The organism is Sorlinia euscelidii (genome assembly GCF_036452135.1).
GTDB classification, from domain to species: Bacteria; Pseudomonadota; Alphaproteobacteria; order Acetobacterales; family Acetobacteraceae; genus Sorlinia; species Sorlinia euscelidii.
The window spans coordinates 45,810-67,902 of sequence record NZ_JAWJZZ010000001.1 but is presented as its reverse complement, the minus strand read 5'-3'; the positions used below and the strand labels follow the sequence as shown (position 1 = coordinate 67,902).

General features: G+C 56.9%; 18 protein-coding genes. 8 read left to right on the top strand and 10 right to left on the bottom strand.

The features are described 5' to 3' along the window. Positions 1 to 94: 94 nt before the first annotated feature. From CGLAMM_RS00300 to ydiJ, 3 genes are all read left to right on the top strand, one after another. A complete protein-coding gene (locus CGLAMM_RS00300; RefSeq protein ID WP_394819969.1) occupies positions 95 to 1,834 on the top strand; it encodes a cation:proton antiporter domain-containing protein in 1,740 nt (579 codons plus the stop codon). Between the two features lie 15 nt (positions 1,835 to 1,849). Further along, positions 1,850 to 2,632, top strand: a complete 783-nt coding sequence (gene surE, locus CGLAMM_RS00295; RefSeq protein ID WP_418115225.1) for a 5'/3'-nucleotidase SurE — start codon at positions 1,850 to 1,852, stop codon at positions 2,630 to 2,632. A gap of 139 nt (positions 2,633 to 2,771) precedes the next feature. Continuing rightward, positions 2,772 to 5,822, top strand: coding sequence for a D-2-hydroxyglutarate dehydrogenase YdiJ (gene ydiJ, locus CGLAMM_RS00290; RefSeq protein ID WP_394819966.1), 3,051 nt, complete (start codon positions 2,772 to 2,774; stop codon positions 5,820 to 5,822). 57 nt (positions 5,823 to 5,879) lie between these two features. Here the strand turns inward: ydiJ and CGLAMM_RS00285 are convergent, their stop codons facing one another. The 6 genes from CGLAMM_RS00285 to CGLAMM_RS00260 all read right to left on the bottom strand — a co-directional run bounded on the left by CGLAMM_RS00285 (position 5,880) and on the right by CGLAMM_RS00260 (position 12,993). Beyond that, the gene (locus CGLAMM_RS00285) at positions 5,880 to 6,653 is read right to left on the bottom strand and encodes an SDR family oxidoreductase (RefSeq protein WP_394819965.1); all 774 of its coding nucleotides are present in this window, start codon (positions 6,651 to 6,653) and stop codon (positions 5,880 to 5,882) included. A gap of 115 nt (positions 6,654 to 6,768) precedes the next feature. Further along, positions 6,769 to 7,932 (bottom strand): alpha-hydroxy acid oxidase, encoded by a 1,164-nt coding sequence (locus CGLAMM_RS00280; protein ID WP_394819964.1) that lies wholly within the window; start codon positions 7,930 to 7,932, stop codon positions 6,769 to 6,771. A 24-nt stretch (positions 7,933 to 7,956) separates the two neighbouring features. Beyond that, positions 7,957 to 9,606: a GMC family oxidoreductase gene (locus CGLAMM_RS00275; RefSeq protein ID WP_394819963.1), complete on the bottom strand. Its 1,650-nt coding sequence runs from the start codon at positions 9,604 to 9,606 to the stop codon at positions 7,957 to 7,959. After that, entirely contained in the window at positions 9,596 to 10,243 is a 648-nt protein-coding gene (locus tag CGLAMM_RS00270) for a gluconate 2-dehydrogenase subunit 3 family protein (protein ID WP_394819962.1), read from the bottom strand. The genes CGLAMM_RS00275 and CGLAMM_RS00270 overlap by 11 nt, the downstream gene beginning before the upstream one ends. Further along, complete coding sequence (locus CGLAMM_RS00265) at positions 10,236 to 11,198, bottom strand: hypothetical protein (RefSeq protein ID WP_394819961.1); 963 nt, start codon at positions 11,196 to 11,198, stop codon at positions 10,236 to 10,238. The genes CGLAMM_RS00270 and CGLAMM_RS00265 overlap by 8 nt, the downstream gene beginning before the upstream one ends. A gap of 7 nt (positions 11,199 to 11,205) precedes the next feature. Further along, positions 11,206 to 12,993, bottom strand: a complete 1,788-nt coding sequence (locus CGLAMM_RS00260) for a thiamine pyrophosphate-requiring protein (protein WP_394819960.1) — start codon at positions 12,991 to 12,993, stop codon at positions 11,206 to 11,208. 55 nt (positions 12,994 to 13,048) lie between these two features. On the opposite strand from CGLAMM_RS00260, the gene CGLAMM_RS00255 reads away from it, so the two are divergent. Then, positions 13,049 to 13,312 (top strand): hypothetical protein, encoded by a 264-nt coding sequence (locus CGLAMM_RS00255; RefSeq protein ID WP_394819959.1) that lies wholly within the window; start codon positions 13,049 to 13,051, stop codon positions 13,310 to 13,312. A 25-nt stretch (positions 13,313 to 13,337) separates the two neighbouring features. On the opposite strand, the gene CGLAMM_RS00250 is transcribed toward CGLAMM_RS00255, so the two are convergent. From CGLAMM_RS00250 to CGLAMM_RS00240, 3 genes are all read right to left on the bottom strand, one after another. Continuing rightward, the gene (locus CGLAMM_RS00250; protein ID WP_394819958.1) at positions 13,338 to 14,702 is read right to left on the bottom strand and encodes an MFS transporter; all 1,365 of its coding nucleotides are present in this window, start codon (positions 14,700 to 14,702) and stop codon (positions 13,338 to 13,340) included. Between the two features lie 204 nt (positions 14,703 to 14,906). Then, the gene (locus CGLAMM_RS00245) at positions 14,907 to 15,449 is read right to left on the bottom strand and encodes a Gfo/Idh/MocA family oxidoreductase (RefSeq protein WP_418115350.1); all 543 of its coding nucleotides are present in this window, start codon (positions 15,447 to 15,449) and stop codon (positions 14,907 to 14,909) included. Beyond that, positions 15,407 to 16,003, bottom strand: coding sequence for a Gfo/Idh/MocA family oxidoreductase (locus tag CGLAMM_RS00240; RefSeq protein ID WP_418115224.1), 597 nt, complete (start codon positions 16,001 to 16,003; stop codon positions 15,407 to 15,409). Before CGLAMM_RS00240 ends, CGLAMM_RS00245 begins: the two co-directional genes overlap by 43 nt. Before the next feature lie 365 nt (positions 16,004 to 16,368). Here CGLAMM_RS00240 and CGLAMM_RS00235 point away from each other — a divergent pair, with 365 nt between their 5' ends. The 4 genes from CGLAMM_RS00235 to CGLAMM_RS00220 all read left to right on the top strand — a co-directional run bounded on the left by CGLAMM_RS00235 (position 16,369) and on the right by CGLAMM_RS00220 (position 20,185). Then, positions 16,369 to 16,593, top strand: a complete 225-nt coding sequence (locus CGLAMM_RS00235) for a hypothetical protein (protein WP_394819955.1) — start codon at positions 16,369 to 16,371, stop codon at positions 16,591 to 16,593. A 33-nt stretch (positions 16,594 to 16,626) separates the two neighbouring features. Beyond that, complete coding sequence (locus CGLAMM_RS00230) at positions 16,627 to 18,063, top strand: sugar porter family MFS transporter (RefSeq protein WP_394819954.1); 1,437 nt, start codon at positions 16,627 to 16,629, stop codon at positions 18,061 to 18,063. Between the two features lie 146 nt (positions 18,064 to 18,209). Beyond that, positions 18,210 to 18,701 carry a sugar dehydrogenase complex small subunit gene (locus tag CGLAMM_RS00225; RefSeq protein ID WP_418115223.1) on the top strand — a complete coding sequence of 164 codons (492 nt, stop codon included), beginning with the start codon at positions 18,210 to 18,212 and terminating at the stop codon, positions 18,699 to 18,701. Between the two features lie 8 nt (positions 18,702 to 18,709). Further along, entirely contained in the window at positions 18,710 to 20,185 is a 1,476-nt protein-coding gene (locus CGLAMM_RS00220) for a c-type cytochrome (RefSeq protein ID WP_394819952.1), read from the top strand. 168 nt (positions 20,186 to 20,353) lie between these two features. Here CGLAMM_RS00220 and CGLAMM_RS00215 read toward each other — a convergent pair whose 3' ends face one another. Next, on the bottom strand, positions 20,354 to 21,691 hold the full coding sequence (locus CGLAMM_RS00215) for a metallophosphoesterase (RefSeq protein ID WP_418115222.1): 1,338 nt from the start codon (positions 21,689 to 21,691) through the stop codon (positions 20,354 to 20,356). Positions 21,692 to 22,093: the final 402 nt, after the last annotated feature.

Here is a 22,093-nt window from a genome sequence, read left to right as displayed (position 1 = left end):
CGGCTTCAGGCTGGGGCGGCATCAGTAATTTCCCCGTGACGCAGCGGCTTATGTTAACCTCACCTGGCGCGGCAGAGGCAGGAGAGGGCGCTACATGCATCAGGTCACACCTTTGATCGGTATTCTGGTTGCCGGATTGGGCCTCGCCTTTCTGTTGGGGACGGTGGCGCTGCGATGCAAAATTTCGCCGCTCGTGGGTTACCTTCTGGCCGGTATCCTCATCGGGCCCTTCACTCCCGGCTTTGTAGCGGATGGAAGTCTGGCGCTTGAGCTGGCCGAGGTTGGTGTCATCCTGCTGATGTTCGGGGTCGGGCTTCATTTCTCCATCAAGGATCTCCTCATCGTCAGACATGTCGCGGTGCCGGGCGCGCTTGTTCAGGTGGCGGCCTCCGTCGCCATGGGGTTCGGCGTCGGAAAGATGCTGGGGATGCCGGCAGGTGCGTCTATCGTCTTCGGCATTGCCCTGAGCGTCGCGAGCACGGTTGTGCTTCTGCGCACGCTTCAGGAGGAAAACCTGATGAATACGGAGCGCGGGCGCCTGGCTGTGGGTTGGCTGGTGATCCAGGATGTCATCACCGTGCTGGCGCTGGTTCTGCTCCCTGCCTTCCAACCGCTCATGAAGGGCGATGTCGGGCAGGGATTTTCCGTGCTGGGGTTGATCGTACCTGCTTCCTGGACGATCATTAAAGTCGTGACCTTCATCGCGCTCATGCTGGTGCTGGGCAAAAGGCTGATCCCGCGATTGATGCATTATGTGGCCCAGACAGGCTCGAAGGAGTTATTCCGCCTGTCTCTGCTGACTTTATCTCTTGGCGTGGCTTTCGTGGCGGCGCGGTGGTTTGATGTGTCCTTCGCGCTCGGCGCGTTTCTTGCCGGGATGGTGCTGAGCGAGACGGATCTCAGCCAACGCGCCATGGAGGAAATGCTGCCGTTCCGCGACGCGTTCGCGGTGCTGTTTTTCGTTTCCGTCGGAATGTTGTTCAATCCCGCCGTGCTCATCACGGACCCGTGGACGTTGTTCCCCACCGTTCTTGTCATCCTGGTGGGCACGCCGCTTGTCGTCATTCTTATTTTGCGACGCATGGGGCAGAAATGGAATAATGTGCTGTTTATCGCCAGTGGTCTGGCGCAGATCGGGGAATTCTCCTTTATCCTTGCCGCGCTGGGAATTCAGCTCGGTTTGATGCAGGAATCGACGCGGGATATCATCCTCGGCGCCTCCATTATCTCCATTTTCCTCAATCCCGCTGTTCTGCACCTGTCTCAACTGATTGACGCGCGCATTCGGGAGCGCTCAACTTCACCGTTGCCCGAAGAAGGGGATGAAGCTTGCGTCCTCCACGCCCCCTACGCACCGACGCGATTTACGCGGCATGTCGTCATTGTCGGGTGCGGGCGGGTCGGTTCCATTGTGGCGACGCAGCTCGCTGCGGCAGGGTGGCAGATCGCCGTCTCAGAAATCAGCATTATCCCGGTGGCATTGACGGATCGTGAAAATGTGCACGGCGTGATTGGCAATGCGGTGGATCCCAAAGTGCGGGAGGCGCTGAATCTTCGTCATGCCCGGCTCCTGATCGTCGCTATCCCCGAGACATTTGAGGCCGGGCAGATTATAGAAAAATCTGTGGCGGCCAATCGAAACCTGACAGTTATCGCCCGCGCGCATTTTGATGAAGCCGTGGCTTATCTGAAAAAATGCGGGGCCTCACGCGTGATCATGGGGGAACGTGAAATTGCCGCCGCGATGGTCCATTTCACGGAGGCAGGTTCAAAGCCGCCAGCATTGCTTTCCGGGGCCGCGGGGCCTATCAATCTGGGACAGCAGGGCAGTTGAGGTGAGGTGAACCCGATGATCTTTGAACGCATTCTACTCACCAATGATGATGGGATTGATGCGCCGGGTCTGGCTTTACTTCAGAAGATCGCCCATGCCCTGTCAGATGATATCTGGGTTGTTGCGCCTGAGACTGACCGAAGTGGCACAGCCAGCGCCGTCACCCTCCATGACCCGTTACGCGTGACGGAGAGAGGGGCGCGGAAATTCGCGGTATCCGGCTCCCCAGCCGATTGCGTCGTGCTCGCCATGCGTCATTTGATGAAGGATGCCCGCCCGAGCCTTGTCCTGTCAGGCATTAATCGCGGGGCAAATATCGGCCATGAGACATTGTTATCCGGGACCGTTGGGGCAGCAATGGTGGCGCACATGTTCGGCAGCCGCTCCATCGCGCTGAGTCAGCTTTTCCTTGAGGGGGAGATCAGTTGGGCGGCGGCGGAAACTGTGGCTTCTGACGTCGTAAAACATCTGGCCGCGGAGATTTTACCGGTCTCGCCGTGCCTCAATGTCAATTTCCCGGCCTGCGCGGCGGCGGATGTGCGTGAGATGATTTTCACCAATCAGGGTTTTGGGGGGCTGAGTGATGTCGATGTCGTCGTGCGTCAGGACATGCAGGCGCGGGAATATCATTGGATCTCCATGCAATATCGCCATCGCGAATTCGCATCCGGGAGTGAGGGCGCGGCCCTCCTGCAGAATCACGTCACTGTAACGCCCCTGCAAATGGACCGCACCCATGTTTCGGCGCTTAAAACGCTCCATGACCGCATGGGCCTGTCCCCTCAGCTTAAGGTATGAAGACACGCTTACCGCCTTTTTCACAAAATGATGACGGCGGGGAAGGTCCGCAGGGTTATGCCATATTATGACGGGGTCCTCCATGAAGGACCGACGAGGATCGGGCTTCGTGATATCGTGATGATGAAGGTGAGTTAGTTTGGTCAAGGCAATATCCGCGCTCCCGATTTCCGAGGCGGAAAAATCGGTCGATGCGCTCTATCTGGACGCATTAAGAAAAGCGGGCTTTCGCGGAGAAATCGCGCAGGGCGAGGATTCACGCATCGTTTTTTCGACCGATAACTCAATCTACCGCCAACCACCGTGCGCCATCATCTTTCCCATCGATGAAAATGACGTGGCTCTCGCGTTGCAGATAGCCGGGCAGGCCGCTTTCAGGACGGTTAAATTCGCACCCAGAGGCGGGGGAACAGGGACAAATGGCCAGTCTTTGACGGATGGCATCGTCCTTGATCTCTCACGCCATATGAATGCGATCCTTGAAATCAACGTTGCGGAGAGATGGGCGCGCGTTCAACCGGGCGTCGTGAAGGATCAGCTTAATGCCGCGTTGAAGCCTCACGGCCTCTTCTTCGCGCCGGAACTCTCAACCTCTAATCGTGCGACTATCGGCGGGATGGTCAATACCGATGCGAGCGGACAGGGAAGCTGCACTTACGGCAAAACGCGCGACCACGTCCTTGCGCTGAAAACCGCTCTGCTCGGTGGCGATGTATTAATCACCCATCCTGTGGCCGCATCTGCTTTGGAAGCGACCTTTCCAAAATCCGGGCGTGCGGGAGAAGTCGCGCATGCACTGCATCGCCTGGCGACCGAAAACCAGGATTTAATCGAGGAGATCTTCCCTCCGCTCAATCGTTGCCTGACCGGATATGATCTGAAGCACCTTATGCCGGGTGACGGCGTCTTTGACCCGAACAGCGTTCTCTGTGGTTCAGAGGGGACGCTTGGAGTGGTGGTGGAGGTCAAGCTCAATCTCCTGCCCGTGCCGAAACATGTGACGCTGATCAATGTGCGTTATGAGAGTTTCATGGACGCGCTGCGGGATGCCCGTCACCTGATGGCGAAAAAACCGATCTCAATTGAAACAGTCGATTCCCGCGTGCTCGATCTCGCGATGCAGGATGTCAGCTGGTATGACGTTGCGGATTACTTCCCTTCTGATCCCGAAAAGCCGACGCGGGGCATCAATATCATCGAGTTCTCCGACGATGATGCTGAAGCCCTTGCACGTCGCGTCGCGGACTTCACAGATGATTTGACAAGCGGCGAAGCGGGGCGACTGGGATATACATGCGCGCAGGGCGATGCAGCCGTTAAAAGCGTCTACGCCATGCGCAAGCGCGCTGTCGGGCTTCTGGGAAATGTCAGTGGTGAAGCGCGGCCACAGCCTTTCGTCGAGGATACCGCCGTCCCGCCGGAGAATCTGGCGGCATATATCGCCGCATTTCGCGCCTTGCTGGATAGGCATGGGCTGGAATATGGCATGTTCGGCCATGTCGATGCCGGGGTGTTGCATGTGCGCCCCCTCCTAAACATGCGAAATGCCGAGGATCGCGCCCGAATCAAGCCGATCTCAGATGAGGTCGCGGCATTAACGCAAAAATATCACGGCCTGATTTGGGGTGAGCATGGGAAGGGCCTGCGATCGGAATATGTGCCACGCTTTTTCGGTGCGCTTTACCCTGTGTTGCAGCAGGTCAAAGCGCTTTTTGACCCCTATAATCAGCTCAATCCCGGCAAAATCGCGACCCCCGCCACCCTGCCGGACGCGTCTCTCACCGGTATTGAGGATGTGCCGATGCGGGGCGCGCATGACCAGCGCATCACTCCGCCTGTCTGGAAGTCATTTGGCGCGGCCATGCATTGCAATGGCAATGGGGCCTGTTTCAATCACAACGTCAATGACCCGATGTGCCCCTCCTGGAAGGGCACGCGCGACCGTCGTTACTCACCCAAAGGCCGGGCGCAACTGGTCAAGGCCTGGCTGGACAAGCAGATCGCCGCGGGCACTGACATCGCAGCGCTGGAGCGGGAGAATGGCCTTGCCGTCGTGAAACGGTTCTTCACGCGGCGGCGCCGGACGGGGACGGATTTTTCACACGAGGTTTATGACGCGATGGCGACCTGCCTCGCCTGTAAATCCTGCACACGCCAATGCCCTGTGCATGTCGATGTGCCGGATCTTCGGGCGCGGTTTCTCTCGCTTTATCACACACGATTTTCGCGACCTGTTAAGGATTATCTGATTGCCTGCCTTGAGCCTTTACTCATCGTCGCAGGTCACGCGCCGCGCCTTTATAATGCGCTCGTGAGCAATAAATGGGCGGCGCGCTTTGCGCGGCTCAAATTGGGGCTTGTGGACCTGCCAGCCTTGTCAACGCAACGTTTCCACCGCGCCTGTCAACGCCTTGGCGTTCGCACGGCGACTCTGCATGAGATGCAGAAATTATCGGATGAAGGGCGCGCGCGCAGCGTCATTTTCGTCCCGGATGTTTTCACCAGTCAGATCGATACAAACGTCGTGCTCGATGCGATGGAGGCGGCGCGGCGTCTTGGCTTCAGAGTTTACGTGATACCGCCCGTCATGACGGGGAAGCCGTTACAGGTTTACGGCTTTACCAGGCTATTCAAATTTGTCGCCCGGCGCAGCCTGCGCAGATTACAGCGATTGGCGGATGGCGGTATGACGCTGGTCGGGGTGGACCCAGCCATGACACTTGTCTTCCGGCAGGAATATCGTCATCTCAGCGATATCGGCGCGCTCCCGGAAATTCAGTTGATTCATGAATGGCTCCATCACGTCACATCTGACCGGCAGCTAGTGAGTCTGGCCGCGGCGAGGCCGTCATCACACCACACGCTGATGCTGCATTGCACCGAAAAGACGAGTCTCGCCGACTCTCCGCAAAAATGGCGTGAAATCTACCAGCGTTTCGGTTTAACCCTTGATATCGCAGAAACGGGTTGCTGCGGCATGTCGGGTGCATTCGGGCATGAGGCGACCAATAAGGACCTGTCGCGCGAGATCTTCAATCTCTCCTGGGCGCCCCGTCTCGATCAGGAGCCGAAGGGGCAGGTTCTCGCGACCGGATTTTCCTGCCGAAGTCAGGTCAAGCGCTTCCGTCATGAGAGGCTGATGCACCCTGTATCCGTCATCGCCGCCCATCTGCGGGGGCGGCGGAGATAACTTAAGAGCGGTCCCCGCTGACCAATTGAGCATCGGCAGCTTACTTTAAAGCCCGTATCAGATGATCGTGTAGCCGCCATCAATCAGCAGGTCGGCACCATTGATCATGTCCGCCCCGCGGGAGGAGAGGAAAAGCACGGCCGCGGCGATTTCAGAAGGCTCAGCGAAACGCCCGACGGGGATTTGCTGTTTCGCCGCTTCGCCCTTCTCACCCGCCCAGGCTTTTTTACCCAATTCGGTCATCACAATGGTCGGGGAAATCGTGTTAACGGTGATGCCGTGACGCCCCCATTCCGCGGCGAATGTCTTGGACATGCCGATGACGCCAAATTTCGAAGCGCAATAAGCCACGTGCTCCGCAATCGCGACGCTGCCAGCCTGCGACGCCATATTGATGATCTTCCCGCCCGTGCGCTGCGCGATCATGACGCGACCGACCTCCCGCGTGACGAGGAAGGTGCCTTTGAGGTTGATGTTGATGGTCTTGTCCCATTGCTCAACCGTCAAATCTTCAGCGGGTGCCAGATGGACGACGCCGGCACAATTGATGAGGATATCAATGTGCCCGAACATTGTCTTGACGTCATCGACCATCGTCTCAACGGACTCCGGCGATGACACATCGCAGGTGAAAGCATGGGCGTCCGTGCCGACGAGCCGCACGGTCGCTTCAGCGCGATCCCGCTGGACATCCACGGCCGCGATCTGCGCGCCTTTCTCAGCAAGGGCCTCCGCGATAGCGGCCCCAATGCCGGAGCCTGCGCCAGTGACAAGGGCGGTCTTGCCGATCAGGGGGAAATTGAGATCGACTTTTGTCGAGGAAGAAATCATCTCGGATCACCGTCATCAATATTTACTATCCGACCTCATACGTCAGTTTTGAGACGTCGGAAATGGGGCCTCAGATTATTTTTACGTACTTGATGAACAAAATTGGCGATAGATCTCAGTTTTCAATCAATACTTCCTTAAGCTGGTCAAATTGCGTGACGCCAAGAATGGCCATGCACCGCGCAATATCCTCCTTGACGAGCGTGATCGCCTTGGCAACGCCGGATTCTCCAGCCACGGCGCAAGCCTGAAGAAAAGGCCGCCCCATCAAGACGAGATTTGCCCCGAGCGCCATGGCTTTCAGGACATCATTGCCTGACCGGAAACCGCCATCAATAATCAGGGGGTAATCGGGCAAGCGCGCGCGTGTTTCCATCAGGGCCTCCATCGGGCTGATCGTTGTGTCGATCTGACGTGCGCCATGGTTGGAGAGCACGACGGCGTCAACGCCGATATCCCGCGCCTTTTCCGTATCGTCTGCGCGCAACAGGCCTTTCAAGATGAGCGTATGTTTCCAGCGGTCTCGAATATGTCGGACATGCGCCCAATCAAATCTGGGTGAGCCACCAACCGCCTTGATTTCTTTGGAGAAAATCCCCGGCCCGCCCTGCGCTCTTATGTTTTCAATACGCGGCTTCCTTTCCGCGACAATGTTGCGCAGCAACGTGTCGAAAAGCCAGCCCGGATGCGCCAATGCCCCGCATGCAGCGGGCAGGTTAGGGCGGATGGGCATCGCGTAACCGGCGCGTTGCTCCGCAATGCGTTTGGCGGCAACCGGCACATCCACTGTCACGACCATGACGCGACAGTTCACGCGCTCGAGTCGCGCTATCATGCCGTCAATCACGTCATAATCATCCGGGAAATAAGGCGCGAACCACGTGCGCGGATTGATGGCGAACACATCTTCAAGCGGCGTCAAGGAGTTGGCGCTGAGGATGTAGGGCGTATCATGATGATGCGCGGCGCGGGCCTCCAGCCGGTCAGCATCATAACGGACCATGGCCGCGCCACCTGTGGGGGCGAGGCCAAATGGTGCGCTGTAGGTCTCACCGAAAATCGTGATGCCCGTCCTTATTTGATCGACCTGGCGCAGGCGGTAAGGCTGCCACAGAAGCGCGTGGAAGGCCGCTTCATTATAATGAAGCGAAAATTCCGTGCCCGCCCCGTTCCGAACATATTCATAAACGGCGCGAGGGAGGCATGACTTACTGAGTTTCTCAAAATCCTCAAGAGAATAGACACGGTTGAGGCGGTGTCGTGCGATAAATCCTGCCAATTTGCCCTCCCCATCCTGTGATTTTCAGATTGTGACCTGTCCCTGGCGGTGCAATGTGCGGATGCGGTCTGCCGTGCGTAAAGCCAGCGCCGTAATCGTCAGAGACGGATTGACGCCGCCCGTCGTTGGAAAGACCGACCCGTCACAGACCCAGAGGTTACGGATGTCCCAGCTCCGGCAATCCGCATCCACAACGCTGTCCTGCTGACTGAACCCCATCCGCGCTGTGCCGGCAAGGTGGTTCGTGTCATTTTCCTGCCGCCAGCAATCGGAAATCCCCACGCTTTCGAGACTTTGTTGCATTTTATCCAGCGCATGGGCGATCATGCGCTTGTCATTTTCAAGCCAGGAATAGGAAATGAGCGGCACGGGCAGGCCATATTGGTCGCGTTCTGGCGAGAGGGTAACGCGATTATCGAGGCTCGGCAGCATTTCTCCCACCATTTTCAACCCGACCTGATGGTTGTAGCGACTCATTTCATCGCGCAGCGCCTGTCCCCACAAATTCCGCCCGCTTGACAGCATAGCTGACCATTCGACGGGCAGAGGTCCTTGCGACATCCAGCAATAACCGCCGAAGAAATCTTTCTTATCGTCGTAATTCCAATGTTCCGTGATCGTCATGGAGGGGGGTCCCTTATTCCATCGGATCATCTCATCAGAAACGCCGAAAACCGCCTGATTGGATTGCACCATCAGATATCGGCCCAACAGCCCTGAACTGTTCGACAGCCCGTCAGGAAAACGCGGCGTTGCGGAATTCAGGAGGAGGCGCGGCGTTTCAATGGCATAGCCCGCGACAATGACGTTTTTGGCGCGCTGGAAATGCCAGCTTCCATGACGGAAATAATGCACCCCCGTTGCACGGTCCCGCGCATCGACCTCGACGCGCCCGACCATGGCGAGATCGCGTATTTCCGCCCCCGCTTTGACTGCTCGGGGTATATAGGTCACGAGTTGGCTTTGCTTGGCGTTGGTGGAACATCCCACCCGGCAGAACCCGCGATAAACGCAGGACGGCGCATGATGGCGCGGGGCGGAGAGGGTTGCGAGCGGCGTTTCTACCCACTCATAACCCATGGCTTCGGCTCCGCGCGCCAAAACTTCACCCGCTGCATTGATTTCATGCGCGCGGTAAGGATATCGCGGGCGGCGTGGCCCCCAAGGGTAGGTAAGGGGGCCTGAAATGGCGAGGTCGCGCTCAGCCATATCGTAATAGCGCCACATCTCCCGCCAATCGACCGGCCAATCCGCGCCATATCCCAGTTTCGTCCGCGACAGAAACCAATCCGGCCGGAAACGAAGCGACACCATGGCGTAATGCACAGTTGAACCGCCGACGGCCTTGCCACTATTATTCTTGCCCATCGCAATGGGGTTGTCCCCGGTGACGAGGCGGTTATCCGTCCAGAAAAGCTGGCTTTGGCTCGTCTCGTCCGACGCGAAATCCTCCAACGGGCGAAACCACGCCCCTGCATCAAAACCCACGACGGAATAGCCCATCTCCGCCAATCGTGCGATCAGCGGCCCGCCACCGGCACCGGTCCCGACCACGACAAAATCCACGTTATCCGTGTCCCGATGGCACTGCATGGGGGTCCAACGGCCACGATGAAACACGTCGGGTGCCCGCCCGTTTACGCCGCGCGGCGACGCCATGGGGTCAGCGGACATTCTGATTGATCTTTCGCGCTTTGCCGATGTGACCCTCTTCTGCGGAGGCCGCCTCCCACGGGTCACGCTCATTGGCATGCATCCGCACATAGCCGCGCGGACTTGCCGGGCCGCCATAGCCGATTTCGCTCCACGCCACGGGGTGGGCATAGTAGGCGGCGATGATTTCAGACATGAGATGCGCGCTGAAGAAGAGTTTGGCCGGGATTTCCGCCCAGCGCGGTGCTTTAACGTCGCCATTTTCAACGGCTTTCAGCAGGGCGTCCTGCTGATCCGTGAGTAAAAGCGGAAATTTGCGGTGATGGAGGCAGTCAGCTTCGTCCTCAATCGCCTGAAGCCCCATCGGCCAGGCGACCTCGCGCGGGGGGAGGTCGATATTGCGAAAGCCGGGCCGCGTACCTCTGACAAGATCCCTGTCAATATAAGCCGCAAGCGGGATGCGTGGCCGGGTCGGCGGTTGCGGGATGATCCGCTCGCATATCGCGTTAAGCGTGTCCCATGCTTCCGGCGAGAAAAATTCTGGTCGGTCTCGAATGGCCAGCCGCGCGTCAATGACGGCGCGCGTGGCGTCATTCCAGGAATGGCCATCACGTTTCCGCATGACATCATAACCGGGGTAAGGCGTGTGCTCAGTCATCCGGATGGTCCTCCATCAGTCCGAGGGCGGCGAGGCCGGCGAGGGCCAGGCCGGTAAAAGCAGGTGGTGCCGGAAGGGGCGGGCCATTGAGGATGTTCTGTTGCCAGTTGCGCCAGCCATCCATGTCGCGCCCCACCCCGATCGCGTGAAAGATCGTGCCCGCAAAACCCATCGCCGCTGTGGCGCGCAGCCACCAGCGCGTTTTAGGCGCCTGCGTTACGCCCGGACCTGACGCCGCTCTGAGAAGAAGCCCCGCCGCGACGGGGGGCATTGTTACCGGCAGATACATCGCCGGATTATGGTAACTCCCGCGGAAATGCAGAAGCCACGCCTCTGCTGTCGTGCCCATCAGGCCGCCACTTGTCAGGACGCTGACAACGCGCCCGGCGGGGATGCCGTGCACGGTGGGCGGGTGGCCAAGCGGCGTGGCGCGGACACGTTCAGAAAGATATCCCAACAAGCCGGATAGGCTGATCGCGAAAGGTGCGCCCAGAGGTGCACCGTAAAACAGGTTCTGCCAGCTGAAACGCCCCGTTCTTTTGCAGACGTTGCGCAAGTGGAACAACGTGCCGACCAGACCCACCGCGCCGGTAACAATGAAGACGGTATCCCGCACGACATGCGCTGCGCGTCGATGGTCCGTCGTGCCGTGCAGGCTGACGGCGAGGGCGGCGGCGGATGTCAGAAGCGGCGTATACATGGCCGGGTTTTTGAAGCCGCCCCGATAATGCTCTACCGCGCTATCCATTAGGACGGAGGCCGCCAGAGTGGCGGAGGCGACATTAAGGCGATGGGCGGCTTTTTCTGCCGCGCGCGGGTCGGGGACGGGCTTACCAGTGCGGATGAGGGTCGAGATCAGCGCGCTAAGGGCAGGCGCGAGACGTTGCAGAACACGTGACTGGCTGAGATCCCCCACGCGATGACGCGACAAGCCCATTGTTTTCATGGAGCGCATGGGCGCGTCAGTTGCGGCGGCGTGGCAGAAAAGAGGCAAGAACCTGACGCGCGGAATTCACCATCGTCCCCGTGCGCTCAGGCTCATCAATCAGAGAGGTCATGAAGGCTTTCGCCTGGGTGAGAGTGATATGCGGCGGGAGCGGCGGGACATTCGGGTCGGTTTTGGCTTCAAGAATGACGGGCCGATCCGCATTCAGCGCCTCATCCCATGCGGCGCCCAGCTGATCCGGGGCATTGACGAAGATGCCGCGCAGCCCCAGAAGCTCCGCATATTTGGCGAAGGGGAAATCCGGGATGGATTGGGTGGCTTCCGTTTTTCCGGCGCCGGATTGGGCGCGCTCTTCCCACGTCACCTGGTTAAGGTCCTCATTATTCAGAACCAGGACGATCAAGCGGGGGTTGGACCAGTTTTTCCAATATTTGGAGATGGTAATCATCTCATTGATGCCATTCATCTGCATCGCGCCATCCCCCATACAGGCGATGACCGTGCGTTCTGGATAGGCCATTTTAGCGGAGATCGCATAAGGTGTCCCCGCGCCAAGCGAGGCTAACCCGCCTGAAAGGGAGCCTTTCATCCCGGCGCGAAATTTGAGGTCACGCGCATACCAATTGGCGACAGAGCCTGAGTCGGCCGTGATGATGGCATTATCCGGCAAACGGGGTGATAATTCCCAGAAGACCCTCTGCGGGTTCAACGGGGTGGCCTCCTGCATCGCGCGGCTTTCCAAGAGCTTCCACCAGCTGGCGACATTATTCTCGATTTTCTTGCGCCATTTCCGGTTGGATTTCGGTTTCAGCAGGGGAAGAAGCGCTTTAAGAACCGACGCGCTATCCCCCTGGAGGCACACATCCATCGGGTAACGGAGGGACATATTGGCGGGCTCGATATCGATCTGCACCCCCTTTGCCTTCCCCGGGTCGGGGAGGAATTCGCTATAAGGGAAGGCGGAGCCGACCATGAGAAGTGTGTCACATTCCTTCATCATGTCCCAGGAGGGTTTTGTCCCCAGCAAGCCCATGGAGCCTGTGACGAAAGGAAAATGATCGGGCACGGCGGCCTTGCCTAAAAGCGCCTTGGCAATCCCGGCGCCCAAAGTTTCCGCGACGGTCAGCAAGGCTTCCGTGGCGTTCAGTGCACCGGCCCCGGCGAGGATGGCGACGCGTTCCCCCTCATTGAGAATGCGCGCCGCCTCATGCAGGCCGGTAACATCCGTAACATGCGCAAACATCGTCTCACCAATGCCCGTATGGGTGAAACCATGGGCATTGGGCGCTTCCTTGAAAGGTTTGATCTGCACATCATTGGGGATGATGACGACGGTCGGCACGTGCTTGTCGCGCGCAATGCGCACGGCGCGGTCAATTGCATGGCGGATCTGGTAGGGGTTGGAGACGGTGACGACATAGTCATTGGCGAGGTCTTTGCAAAGAGATTGGAGATCAACCTCCTGCTGGTAGTTCGCGCCAATGCTGGTGCTGGCCTGCTGGCCCATAAGGGCCACCACCCCGACATGGTCCATCTTAGCGTCATAAAGTCCGTTCAGTAAATGGATGGCGCCCGGGCCGGAGGTCGCGACGCACAGCCCTGGCTGGCCGGTAAATTTGGCATGCGCCGACGCCATGAAAGCGGCCATTTCCTCATGGCGGACCTGCACATATTCAAGGTCACCCCGATCAACCGCTTTCTGCAAAGCAAGGTCAATGCCGCCAATCCCGTCACCCGGATATCCGTAAACACGGTGGAGGCCCCATTCCTTCAGGCGTTTGAGGAGATATTCGCTCACATTCATCGGGAAGACCCTCTTCACTTCGGATTTTGAACGCGGTCATCATCCGCTTTTGAAAATGGCGGAGGTGACGGCTATTTCCCACCCGACGGCTGAAGGTGCGACAGACAGGAACCCTAAGATTTTCGAACGAAAATGGATTTGGTTTGGTTTCCAAAATTTCGCCCATCATGAGGACGGTCACGGGTCGATCTACGCCGCAGGTGAAGCGCGGTTCGCCGCGCTGAAAGGGTCGTTTCAGCAAGGGAGACAGATGGATCAAGAATTTGTCATACTTATCTTCACGACATATGAAAAAGGCGTCACCGAAGTGACGCCTTGATCAATCTCTGAATCTCACACGAATATTATATATGCATGTCAGATTCGATCTTACCCTCTACCGAACGCACACCTTCCCGGCTGCGCTTGATTTCGGCTTCCACCTCAGGGTCCATTCTCAGGAAATAAGTCATGATGGCGCTTGAGAAATAAATCGCGGCGTAAATCATCATGACACCTTTAACACCGACGCGGTCTATGAAAAGGAACACAATCGCCGGACCAATCCAGACACTGGCCCCGGCACCGAGATTGAGCAGGGACATGGCCGCCGCTTTATTCTCAGGTGCGAGGTAAGGCATCAGCGCCGTCAAGGGCACATAAGCTGCCAATGTTGCACCGTAAAGTGCACCCGCCGCCATGACGATATAGAGATGTTCCGGGCCGAGGAGTGTCGGCGCGTAGAAAAACACCATGGTCGTGATGGTTGAGCCCAGCCCGCCCATCACCATCACCGTGCCACGCCAGCTGATACGGTCACTGCAGATGCCGAAAATCAGGTTGAAGAACACGTTACTCATAAAGATGGCCTGAAGCACGGCAAGCCATTGCGACGTCGTGAAGTTCAGCTCACGGAAGTAGAGCGGCATAAAGACCAGGAGTCCGAATTCTGCGGATGTGTCGATGGCGCGAACAATGCAGCCAATCCCGACTTTCGGCCGTTCCCACGCGATGGAAAGCGCCGAGAAAAGCGTGCGCAATGCATTGGGGTCGTTTGTGTTGCGGTTGGCCTTGGCGCCACGAATGCCGTATAGCGCGAGTGACCCGCCAATGACGACGATGCCCAGTGCCAGCCACAATGTGTAGTAGGAGCCCATGATGGGCAGGAAGATACTGGCCAGGGTGGAGCCCAGCGTCGGCAGGCCCGCCGTGAAGCAGAACCAGAACCACCCTGCGGCAGAGCCCAGCTTGCTGGCCGGTGCCGTATGCACGACCCATACGAGGAAGCCAAAGGCGAAAAGCGGATAGCCGAAACCCCGGATGCCGTAAAACAGGGCGATCAGAGAGAAGGATTTCGACGGCAGACCGTAGGAGAGGAACCCGACCTGAAAGATCGTCCAGATCAGCAGGCCGACAATCATGACGGTGCGTGAGCCCCATAGCTCAGACAATGCGCCTGAAAGCCATGAGGAGAGGGCGGCTGTTACGCCGTAAATCGTGAATAACAGGGCGACGTCTGTTTCCTTGAAGCCCTGGCCGACGAGATAGGGCGACAGATAGCCACTCTCAACGCCGTCACCGATCATGAAAAGAAGTACGCCGACATAACCCCAAAGCATGACGGGAGGGATGCCGATCCAGGATAGGAAACGTCCGAAGGCCGTGTCGGGGACTGTCTCCTTTACGACCTCAAGTTTCGCTGAATCCGGTATGAAGGTTCCGCCCGCCATATAGGGTGCTCCTGTTTAAAATGGTCACGCAAGTGCGCTGTAAAGCAATTGTTAACGGCCTTGCTTAACAAAAATTAAATTGGAATGGAAATAGTAACGATTAAAAATAACGCGAAATATGTTACCTTGATATGATTTTATGGTAAAATTTGCCAGTTTTCATTCTCGATCATGCCGGGAGGCGCGGGCGATTTGTCCGGGAAATCAAATGCTTTCATAGATGGATTGCGCCTTCAGATTGCGGCGTGTCGCTTCCGGGAGCGCAAGCTTGAGGCTCCGGCCTTCACGCGATGCGCGGGCTGCGGTTTCGATAATGTGCATCACAGCCAACATCTGATCCTCAGTGATGAAAAGCGGGCCTTTCCGGTTCAGCGTTTGGACGAGAAGGGCGTAAAACTGGCGATGGCAGCCGCGCGGGGCGGGCATTTCCCGCATCGTGCCATCTTCATGACGCAGCCGGATCAGGTCCGGGTCCACCCCGAATGCGTCGTCAGATGGGGAAATATGCCGCACAAGTTGGGCTTCCTGAACGTCCAACCCGTTTTTGATGGCGCCGCCGCGCGTGCCATGAATGACAAAACGCGGGGCCGGAAAGCGCGCGAGCATGGAGCCGCGCAGCACGACATTCAGCTGACGGTAATGCAATGTCACCATAAACCAGTCATCTGCACCCGCCTCCGCCCGCAAACACTGGATGTCCGCCGTCACGCGCTCAGGCGCGCCGAAGAGCAGAAGGGCCTGATCCACCAGATGGGGTGCCAGGTCAAACCACCTCCCCGTGCCCTCTCCCTCGCAAAACGCCAATTATCCGAGATGGCCGGTTCAAACACGTCAAAGGCGGATTCAACATGTCGGATGGGGCCAAGCACGCCGGAGCGGACCACATCGGATATGGCGAGGAAATCACTGTCCCATCGGCGGTTCTGAAAGACAATGACATGTTTGCCTGCCTCCCGCGCCGTTTGGAGAACGGCCTCGGCATCCGGGAGATTTGTTGTGAAAGGTTTATCAATGACAACATGTTTGCCAGCGCGCAGCGCCATCTCGGCAAAAGGGCGGTGTGTCTCGTTGGGTGAGGCGATCACGATGACTTTCAGCGCGTCATCGGCACATAGGGCTTCGGCAGTATTGAAGATTTTGACGTCAGGATAGGCGTTCCGGACATCATCCTCACGAGAGGAGCAAATGGCATGAAGCGCGAGGCCCTCAGTCGCCTCAATATAAGGCAGATGAAAAACCCGTCCGACATAGCCGAAACCGATGACGCCCATCTTGAGAGGTTTAAAGGAAGTTTGAGGCATGGCGGCGTCTTCCTTCTGGTTGTTGCGATGACAGGCCAAAAAATTTATGCGCTGAAATTTCGTAAAAACATCACATGATGTGCGCTCTGAAGCAGCTTTCGCTATGCCCAAGCGCGCAAAACCCTTCTCCGGCGAGCTTTGCGCCACTTCTGATCACGTTGATGGCGCGGAAATGAGGGCCGCGTCAAGCGCCACTGTCATTAAATGAAACGCTTCACCGACGTTTATCACATAAAAAAAGAAATAATAACAGATTAAAATGTTCTTTTCTGTTGCTTAGGACAGAAATTTTGTTCCAAACTTAGGTTAATGAAAGAACGAATCATTCTATTCGAACGGATTCGTTCAACCGCAGGAGAGCTCGGGTGGGTCATCTTGATCATTTGATGAAAAGCGATGTCGCGCCGCAGGGCGATGTCAGGCCGAGCGCGTTGCCGCACCGTCATGGCGAACCGGAAAATCTGTCTGTCTGGATACGCGCGCGTCAGGAAGCGGCCATGTCGGCGGGCGCGTCGCGACGTTTCATCGAAAAGAGGCGCCCCGGCCCGCGCTCATCGGATCTGCCTGTGCAAGGTTTAATCAAGCCGTAAATGCTGCGCGTATGACGCGGTCGGAGACATGAAATGAAAACTGCGATCAAAGACATCGTTTTTGTTAACGCGCCGCGACATGATGCGGCCTATGTCATCCGCATATGCGCTGTGGCGGCGCTGGGGGGCATATTATTTGGTTACGACACCTCCGTCATTGCCGGTGCCATCACGCCCCTGCAGAATTTTTTCCATCTCTCTCCGGCGCAAACCGGGTGGGCGGTGTCCAACGTCGTCATTGGCTGCATCATCGGTGCCCTCCTGTCAGGATGGCTGGCGGATCGCTGGGGGCGGCGCATGACGTTGTTTGTCTGCGCCATCCTGTTTTCGGCGCAGTCCATCGGGACGGCCATTGCACCGAGCTTCAGCTTTTTCGTCATATTCCGTATTCTGGGTGGCATTGCTGTGGGGGCGGCGTCGATGGTCTCACCGATGTACATGTCCGAGGTCTCACCGAAAGACATGCGGGGGCGGGCGCTATCGATGGAGCAGTTCGCCATTGTGTTTGGTCAGGTCATTGTCTTTATCGTCAATTACATGATCGCGGCGAATGCGACCCCCTATTGGCTCAACCATATGGGATGGCGCTGGATGTTCGCGTCGGAGATCGTTCCGTGCATCATCTTCTGCCTGACCGTTTTCACCATCCCTGAATCACCGCGCTGGCATGCGCTCAAAGGCCGGGATGATCTGGCATTAAAGACATTGTCCCGCATCTCCAACGCGCAACATGCCCGAAATCTGATGGCGGAGATCAAGGAGTCCCTTACCTCGGTCGAGGATCGGGCTTCTTTCCGTTTCAGCACCGTGTTGAAAGATCGCCGCGCGATGTGGATCATTTTCGTCGCCTCCATGATCGCCGCCTTGCAGCAGTTCACGGGCATTAATGTCATGATGTATTATGCGCCGATGGTGCTGCATGGCGTCGGGGGCTCCATGCAGTCCGCGCTTTTCCAGACAGTGTGGATCGGTGTAGCCCTTCTTCTGGGCAGCATTGTGGGTGCATGGTTGATTGACTTTAAGGGACGCCGGTTCCTCCTGAAATATGGTGCGCTTTGCATGGTGGCGAGCCTCATCCTCGTTTCGATGGCGCTTTATCATCAGACGCAAGGCTATGGCGCGCTTGCCGGCATGATGCTCTTCATGTTCACGTTCGGGTGCTCATGGGGGCCGATCACGTGGGTGCTTGTCTCCGAAGTCTTCCCCAATCGCTTCCGTTCCATCGGGATGAGCATCGCGGTCGCGTCAAACTGGATCGGCAATTTCTTTGTCAGTCAGTTCTTCCCCATGGTGAACGAGAATAAATATCTGACTGAACATTTTCATGGCGCGTTTTCCATGTGGCTTTTCGCCATTCTAGGGCTCCTCTCCACATGGTTTGTCCTGCGCTTCGTGCCTGAAACGCGGGGCGTTTCTCTGGAAAAAATCGAGGACACCATGCTTCAGGTTGCGCCAGCGTCCGTTCGATAAACCTGGCCGGCGCGCCTGGCGTCAGTGCCAGGCGCGTCGCCGATGCGTCCCACGGTCAGATGGATGCATTCTGTTCATAACTTATGGTCGACCAATCGGTCGGCGTTCTGACCGCAAACAGGGTCACGCGCATGTGTCTGTCGCTTTTGAAAAGAAAAATCTCGCGGGGCGGCCGGGCCAGAAAAGCGACGACCCCGCTGCAAGCCAGCGCCCCCACCGCCGAATATGCCGGATTTGCCGTCATCTCCGCGCAGTTGACGGGTCAGGAAAAGCTTGATCCCCATCTTGTTTCCCGTTGTTACAAGGCACTTTGCAAAGTGGATGCCGGGTTTGAAGACAGGTTTCGGCAGCTTGAGCAAGCGGCGCAGGATTTCGCCCGTCCCCTGGTGACACATTGGGGGGACTTTGCCGCCACTTACCCTGAAGCATCGGAGGTGGCCATGGCGATCATCTCAGCCTGGTACCTCGGTTATACAGGCGGGCCGCGATCAGACTGCACGGAAGATGATGCGCAATTCGTCGCTTATGAGAATGCGCTTATGTATCGATCAACAATCGATGCGACAGTGATACCGTCTTACGCGCGCGGGAAAACAAATTATTGGGCGGAACCACCCGCAACCATTGGGCAGGACTGATATTTAAAATGAGATCTCTCCGGCTCATGGGGGTTATCGCCCTCTTCCGTCTGGTCTCAGGCGCTGTCGCATGGGTGCCGCTCACCGTCGGCGCGGCGTCGGCCGATACGGGCCTCCAGGCCCTTATCGAGCGCGGTGCTTACATTGCGCGTGAGGCGGATTGTGAAGCCTGCCATATCGGGCCTGATGGTACGCCCTATGCGGGTGGCAAAGCCATTCATTCCCCTCTTGGGGCCATTATCGCGCCGAATATCACGCCTTCAAAAACGTTCGGCATTGGCGGATGGCATGAAGCCGCCTTCGCAAAAGCCATCCGTCATGGCGTATCGCCGCACGGGCATCTCTACCCTGCCATGCCCTACACATCCTATGCCGGGATGAGTGACCGGGATGTGCACGCGCTCTTTACTTATCTCCAACATAACGTCACCGCCATTGATGCGGGGCCAACGGTCGAGACGCGGCTTCCCTTTCCTTTCAATGTCCGCTCCCTCATGGCCGGGTGGAACGGGCTTTTCGCGCGCGGACGCCCGGTAGATGATGCGCGCGATCAAGCTGGCAGTGTCGCGCGCGGGCGCTATCTCGTTGATGTCATGGGGCATTGTTCCGTCTGTCACTCCCCACGCAATAGTCTCCTTGGTGAAGATAAGCGTCGCTATCTCGGCGGGGCGGTCGTCGGGGGCTGGTATGCGCCGAATATCACGTCGGATAAAATCAGCGGGATTGGCGCCTGGCGTGACGATGAACTCTTCACATTCCTCAAAACGGGGGCTGTGCACGGCAAAGCGCAGGCTTCCGGCGGCATGGCGGAAGCGATTGAGCACGGCCTGAGTCATCTTTCCAATGATGATCTTTATAGCATCGTCCGATATTTGAAGACCGTTCCACCCCTTCGGGATGCGGGCCAGATGGAACCGGCCTTTGCACGGCACCCCCAGCAGGAATTGACCTTTGAAGCCTTGCATCTTGGTGAATCGCGGGCGGCGGCGGCGCTCTCCGATGGTGCTTCCCTCAATGGTGAGCAGATTTTTATCGGGGCGTGCGCTTCATGCCACCAATTGAATGGCGCCGGTACGCGGGACCAGTTTTACCCCGCCTTATTTGCAAACACGGCGACAGGTGGGATGACGCCGCGCAATCTCGTGATGAGCATCCTGACCGGCGTGCATCGCGAGGTGGGCGGGCACATCGTGTCCATGCCCCATTTTGCGGATGAATTATCCGATGCACAGGTCGCGGCGGTCAGTAATTATGTGCTGCAACGTTTCGGCAATCCGAAGCTTTCTGTGACAGCGGCGGATGTTGATCAATTCCGCCGGGGTGATGATCGTCCGCTGCTCATGACCATGTTCATGCGTCTGGGTGAGATTTCCGGCTCTGGCGGGTTGGCGGCGGCGGGTGTCGCGGCATTGGCGTGGCTGGAGAGGCGTGCCCGCCAGCGAAAATTCGCTGAAGCTGAAATGCCATTGCCGCCAGATGCGTGATGCAGGCCGCGCCAAGACGTTGCGCGAGGCCCCATCTATGCCACGATGATGGCAGCCTGCCGCCAACCATCGCTCTTCATTGTAGTGGAGAGTCCGGAACGGGACGACTCATTTTGTCAGAGCGATGCAAGGACATCCCTTCTCCTTCACAGGAGAAGGGTATTAAACTCACAAATTACTGCATGTCGTTGAAAAATCGGTATCGCTACCGATCACGCCCAGATCTCTCACCAGATCCGGCATTCCTGTTCTGCCATTGAAGGCGGAGACGCTGATATCCTGTCCTTTCACGTCGATCAGGTAATAATCACCATTAAACAGCGCCCCGGCAGTGTAGACCGGTATATTGCCGAAAGCGGTGTCATCCGTCGCCCGGCAATAAGCCTGCGCGTGCGTGTGTCCGACAAATATCGCCTTGACCTTGTGCGACGTAATGATGGATTTGAATGTGGCGAGATCCTGCAGGTTACCTCTATTGAGGAAATGAGAGTCCCCATCATTATAAAAAGGTCTGGCGTCATGGAAATTGATGATGGTGACCTTGCCGCGCAGATCAGCGCGCTCGAGATCCCGCTTGAGCCAATCCAGAGACTTGGTGATGTTGACCCTGGTCCGCAATACGATGTTATCGGCTTCCAAATGTGTGGTATAAAGGGGATAATTCTGGAGTTGGACGTAATGGACATCCCCGACATCCCAGGAATAAGAGAAGCTTCCATTAAATTCGTCAAATATTGCAACGGGCGACGCATCTTCTGAATGGGACACGTCTGAGCTGAAGGCGGCGCCGGGAATGCGGTCAATGTTGTTTTTCAGATCCTGAATATGATCATATTCCCGCGTCACCATGTTCAAAGCGCAACCATCTGAAGATGGTCCCCAATCCAGAAATTCGTAGCAATCGTGAACGTTATTGGCGTAATCATGATTTCCCAACCCTTCCAGAAGCGGAATATTGGTTGAATGATAAATGCGGGCATAATCGTCGTATTGTGTCGTGCGACCATATTCAGTCAAATCACCATTATTGATCATGAATTTGACGTTGCTATGCTCTTTGATCGCATTAAGGGTGTTGCTGTCGATGGCTCTCCACTCTGCCCCGTTCGCGCTTTCTGAATTCGGGTCACCGCCTGAGGATAAACGCCATGGCTGCGCGTCTGCCATAATGATCGCCCTGTAGTTTGTGATCGGCTGCGGGCGAACTTTTTTGCGCACATACCAGGTGATGGACGCGTTATCTCCACTCCCTGTGCCTTCCTGCGTAAAATAATAATCGTCAGGGTCCGAATTGACCCAATAGGTGTTGCCCCCGCTATAAGGATTGTACCACGCAAAGGTGAGATCTGCGCCGTCATTCTCAACCCTATACTTGGCCCACCCGCCAGCGCCATGCAGCCAGGCATTGGATGTCGTCTCCATATGTCCGTCACTATTGAACGGAATAGTCGATGGTGGGGACGCTTTCCATTCACCTTCCCAAACACCCTGATCAACGCGCGTCATGTCTGTGACGGGCACGTTAAGCCAGTTGACGATATGCACGCTGGTTGAGCGGTCATCGAAGGACCCTTTGACCGGATTTGTATTTTTTAACTGTGGGTGGGCCTGTGTCCCCGTCGAAGAGGACGCAGCTGCACAGCCTGACAAGGTACAGACGGCCAGAACGACCGGTAGATATCTACACATTACAGATATTTCCTTTTTTATTGATCTGCAATATTGTTATATATCACATTAGCAACTTAGAACGAAGTATAAATTAGTTAATGAGATTAAAACTTATGTATTGTTTTCCTGACACCAGCAAAGTATGTCTCGATAAAATTTTTGAAATTGATAGTGCGACGTTTCATGACAACATATTTTATATATTTACCTATCACCAGGCGCGTCTCACTGATGTTT

Excerpts from the sequence above, each read along its gene's own strand:
- CGLAMM_RS00300 (WP_394819969.1), top strand. The coding sequence starts at position 95 with ATGCATCAGGTCACACCTTTGATCGGTATTCTGGTTGCCGGATTGGGC.
- surE (WP_418115225.1), top strand. The coding sequence starts at position 1,850 with ATGATCTTTGAACGCATTCTACTCACCAATGATGATGGGATTGATGCG.
- CGLAMM_RS00285 (WP_394819965.1), bottom strand. The coding sequence starts at position 6,653 with ATGATTTCTTCCTCGACAAAAGTCGATCTCAATTTCCCCCTGATCGGC.
- CGLAMM_RS00275 (WP_394819963.1), bottom strand. The coding sequence starts at position 9,606 with ATGTCCGCTGACCCCATGGCGTCGCCGCGCGGCGTAAACGGGCGGGCA.
- CGLAMM_RS00270 (WP_394819962.1), bottom strand. The coding sequence starts at position 10,243 with ATGACTGAGCACACGCCTTACCCCGGTTATGATGTCATGCGGAAACGT.
- CGLAMM_RS00265 (WP_394819961.1), bottom strand. The coding sequence starts at position 11,198 with ATGCGCTCCATGAAAACAATGGGCTTGTCGCGTCATCGCGTGGGGGAT.
- CGLAMM_RS00260 (WP_394819960.1), bottom strand. The coding sequence starts at position 12,993 with ATGAATGTGAGCGAATATCTCCTCAAACGCCTGAAGGAATGGGGCCTC.
- CGLAMM_RS00255 (WP_394819959.1), top strand. The coding sequence starts at position 13,049 with ATGGCGGAGGTGACGGCTATTTCCCACCCGACGGCTGAAGGTGCGACA.
- CGLAMM_RS00250 (WP_394819958.1), bottom strand. The coding sequence starts at position 14,702 with ATGGCGGGCGGAACCTTCATACCGGATTCAGCGAAACTTGAGGTCGTA.
- CGLAMM_RS00240 (WP_418115224.1), bottom strand. The coding sequence starts at position 16,003 with ATGCCTCAAACTTCCTTTAAACCTCTCAAGATGGGCGTCATCGGTTTC.
- CGLAMM_RS00230 (WP_394819954.1), top strand. The coding sequence starts at position 16,627 with ATGAAAACTGCGATCAAAGACATCGTTTTTGTTAACGCGCCGCGACAT.
- CGLAMM_RS00220 (WP_394819952.1), top strand. The coding sequence starts at position 18,710 with ATGAGATCTCTCCGGCTCATGGGGGTTATCGCCCTCTTCCGTCTGGTC.
- CGLAMM_RS00215 (WP_418115222.1), bottom strand. The coding sequence starts at position 21,691 with ATGACGCGCGTTGATCAGGGTGTTTGGGAAGGTGAATGGAAAGCGTCC.